Origin of the sequence: Okeania hirsuta (assembly GCF_003838195.1) — a bacterium.
In the GTDB taxonomy this organism is placed as follows: Bacteria; Cyanobacteriota; Cyanobacteriia; order Cyanobacteriales; family Microcoleaceae; genus Okeania; species Okeania hirsuta.
This window is the reverse complement of sequence record NZ_RCBY01000433.1, coordinates 1-3,255: the sequence shown is the minus strand read 5'-3', so window position 1 is coordinate 3,255 and position 3,255 is coordinate 1. Positions and strand designations below refer to the sequence as shown.

The 3,255-nt window shown below is 47.0% G+C and carries 5 protein-coding genes; all 5 read right to left on the bottom strand.

Features of this window, described 5'->3' with window-relative positions:
- On the bottom strand, positions 1-489 hold a 489-nt coding region (locus D5R40_RS31410; protein ID WP_445974459.1), incomplete at its 3' end, for an nSTAND1 domain-containing NTPase.
- Between the two features lie 179 nt (positions 490-668).
- The gene (locus D5R40_RS42260; protein WP_339379519.1) at positions 669-998 is read right to left on the bottom strand and encodes an nSTAND1 domain-containing NTPase; all 330 of its coding nucleotides are present in this window, start codon (positions 996-998) and stop codon (positions 669-671) included.
- A 1,601-nt stretch (positions 999-2,599) separates the two neighbouring features.
- A complete protein-coding gene (locus D5R40_RS31400) occupies positions 2,600-2,842 on the bottom strand; it encodes a hypothetical protein (protein ID WP_124155761.1) in 243 nt (80 codons plus the stop codon).
- Positions 2,839-2,985, bottom strand: a complete 147-nt coding sequence (locus D5R40_RS36620; RefSeq protein WP_161565145.1) for a hypothetical protein — start codon at positions 2,983-2,985, stop codon at positions 2,839-2,841. Before D5R40_RS36620 ends, D5R40_RS31400 begins: the two co-directional genes overlap by 4 nt.
- A gap of 41 nt (positions 2,986-3,026) precedes the next feature.
- Positions 3,027-3,255 (bottom strand): hypothetical protein (locus D5R40_RS36615; protein WP_161565144.1); only part of this gene is annotated, 229 nt, incomplete at its 5' end.

Below are 3,255 nucleotides of genomic sequence, written 5' to 3'. Positions count from 1 at the left end.
CATTGTGGCGGGTTGTAAAAGCCCTTCTATAGGCAGAATAGGGATCTTCCGGCGTACAAATTGTCCGTTTTCAATTTTCAGCAAACGAAGTACAACTTTCTTCATCGTCTTTTGCAAGGCCTCGCCGTTGTCCTCAGCCCCCAGTTCTTCATATAATTGATCAGCCCTGCTGCTTAAGGCTCCGATCAAACCACCCATTTCGCGGTAGTCATCTTCCGTCAAAGTTCGATCTTCTCGCCCACTGCGAACAAATTTTTCGTAGAGGTTATTCAGTGCGAAAGATAAGATCGGCAATGCCCGAGGGGATTGATCAATCTCATTCAGGAGAGTAATCGGGAAATCCTCAGGTTCAAAAAATAAAACAGACTGGCGAGCAGGTTGTTCTATCACTTCCAAGAGGTCCTCTTCACTAAAAGGCGGTACAAAGTACCTACTGCCGTCCACCACTCCTGTAAGGGATGCTCCATACCATGAAAGCAGTAAACTCATAATCGGATCGTACTACTAGTATCAGCTTGAACCGCGGATCTTACACCAGCATCCAGACGAGCTTGCTCCGCTCCAACTAATTCAGCCATTTTGACTCGAAGTTAGTCCAAGGGTTGTACCTATGCCATTACTAAGGGTTTCTTCATATTGATCAATAATCAGATAGTTTTTGGTATCTTCTAAATTTGATTCCCATTCAGGTGAACCTTCGTCAACTCCGTCAAGGGGGCTGAGCCTGCCCTGGGTATTGAAACTACAGTCCAGTTCTGATTAACATCTTGATTATCTTCTGTAGCAGTCCCTTCATTTCCTTCATCATGCCGAGAACCTCCAATTGTCCGAATCTTGGGCATCAAACCCGCCTGAACCAAGGACGTCTTCCCCGTTCCTGATCCCGCAGTTACCACGACCAGGGGCTGAGCTTGAACTTTTTCCCATAATGACTCAATTTGATCCTCACGACCATAAAACAAGGTAGCATCATTTTCCGTGAAGGATGATAGCCCCAGATAAGGGTTACGTTCCGGGAATGGCGGAAGATTGAAAGGAACCGTGGGTCAGGATTGACGAACATGAATTCGCCCTTCCCATGTCTTCCCAACTCAAAGATAGTCGGGGTCTGCTTAACGGGATGATTTGCCGTCATGCGCTGGACCCGGTCCCGCAGATATACATACAATTCGGTAGCAGTAATGACACCATCTTTTTCCCCTTCCACCACGCCAAAGTCGGCTGCCCCATCCAGACCTTCCAGGAGGGCTTGAGCGAAGGGGAGTGCCCTTCTTCAGGCCTCGACCCCAAGAGCTTATTCAGCACGTCAATCGCCTCTTCATCAGCAGAGGAGGAAGCCAAGCTTTGCCAAGCCGGATCGGAGGCATACCGTAAGAAACGCTCGTCATAGATCACCTTGGAGCTCGGCGACGCCCGCCCGAAAGCCTATGGACCAGCGGAATGCTCCGGCGAAGCAACAATCCATGATCAGCAATCCATGCCGGCACTGCCAAGTATCCATCGCATCCTTGAGTGTTCTCATGGCAACCAAAGATTCTTGATCATCCAAAATTACCGTCCACCGGCACCCAGGTAACCATTCGGATCCGACTCACTATCAAAGGCAATCCCATGACCAGCGAAGTACAGAATCAGCGGCACTGGCTAATTCCTCATTTGCTGCTTTATTCTCGTTGATGATTCTAGGGATCTCTATGGTAAAGAGGTCTTCAATACCCTGCTTAGTAGCTGCGAATCTAATAATGGAGTATGTACCTGAAACTGATGTTGCCCCAGTCGTTCGGCAACGGCTTCCGCGTCCCTACCGCTGTCTTTAGTTTAGTAGTATGTCGGTATTCATTGATGCCAATGATGAAGGCAAAACTATTGTTGAATGGAATCTAGTGGGGTCTGCCATAAATATAAGTTGATATTGTTAGTTATCCCTGTACTTTAAGGATAGCTGTGACCAATTACCTTGAATGCGAAATAAACTTAAACCAAGGCAGAAACACCTCTAGTTTCGTCAAGGTATTTTTAAAACCCTTGATGTAAATGAGGCTATTTGGGCTTGGCATCCCTAACGGCTGTTTTTCAATCGGGTCCTATGCTCGTACTCATTGACGCCAGTCAAGAAGACATGCAGAGCTCAAGCTGATTGGTATGGTCTGACACGAACCCTTGCTTTCGTGAGGTCAGAGGTTAGATACCTTCAGCTAATGAAATCAAACAAGGATGTAAACCAGGCGATCGGAATAGAGTGAGGAATGTTGAAAGATCGACGCTTTGTCATCGGCTTGTTGTTTCAACACTTCCTATCTATCACCTGGGCTATTCTATTAGTTTCGTCCGGATTGTTAAACTGACACTCAGCCAATCACTACCTTTTTGACCATTGGTTTCCATTGGAACGGCGTCTACCGGCTCTGGTTTCTCGCCCGGCTTCTCTAAGAAATTCTTCCAATTGGCTGGTCGGTTGTAACATTGTGTGGTGCACGACTGCCAGTGGCCTCACTAATTGAAGCTTGCTCGAGGTATCGAGAGTCAAACTCAGCGGTACTAATGATCAGTTTGAAATGGTCTTCAATTTCGGTGATCCCTTTTTCAATCTGGTCTTCCGTCAAAATAAAATCCATGGGTTGTCCAGCCTCTTCCTCCGGAGAACAAATTCACCTGTAATATCATCAAAATGACCAGGTGAAATTTCCCAAAGCATTTTTCCATTGGTATTGGTAATTCCGTCCTCCTCTGTCACCCGCTCTCCAATCATGGCATTATCCGGTAGATAGTCTCTGGTAAAAAGCGCAAAATCACTAGAAATCAGCATGAAAGCTCCATAGTAGAACCGATTTTCGTTCTTCATTCTGATTCTGGCCCTAATTCTTGGCGCCAACCATTTGCCATCATCCCCTCTGCGGAACGGAAGTTCAACTTCCCATTAGTCGCTGATAGTACGCGCTCAGCTTCCGCTGGCGCCACCTCTACCGCATCTTCAAAAGCAATCACATCGCTTACGGACCAGGCTCCCGCATCTATGATCTCTAACTCTACATCATCGGGCTGATGATATGCGGATGTTCATTTTCCAACTTCAGCGTCTTTTCCCAACGGGCCATATGAACCAATTGGGCCACTAAAGTTTCGGCATTGTTGGTATTGAAACCCACTAAAGGAGGATTGAGCTGTACGGAGTCATCTCTCCTAGTAATGCTGTATTCCTGGCGCCCTCCATTCTCGGATACTTTCACGACAAACTGAAATCCTTCGTCCGGCCCG

Bases quoted from the DNA above. Each gene is read 5' to 3' on its own strand.
- D5R40_RS31400 (WP_124155761.1), bottom strand. From the start codon at position 2,842: ATGAAGAACGAAAATCGGTTCTACTATGGAGCTTTCATGCTGATTTCT.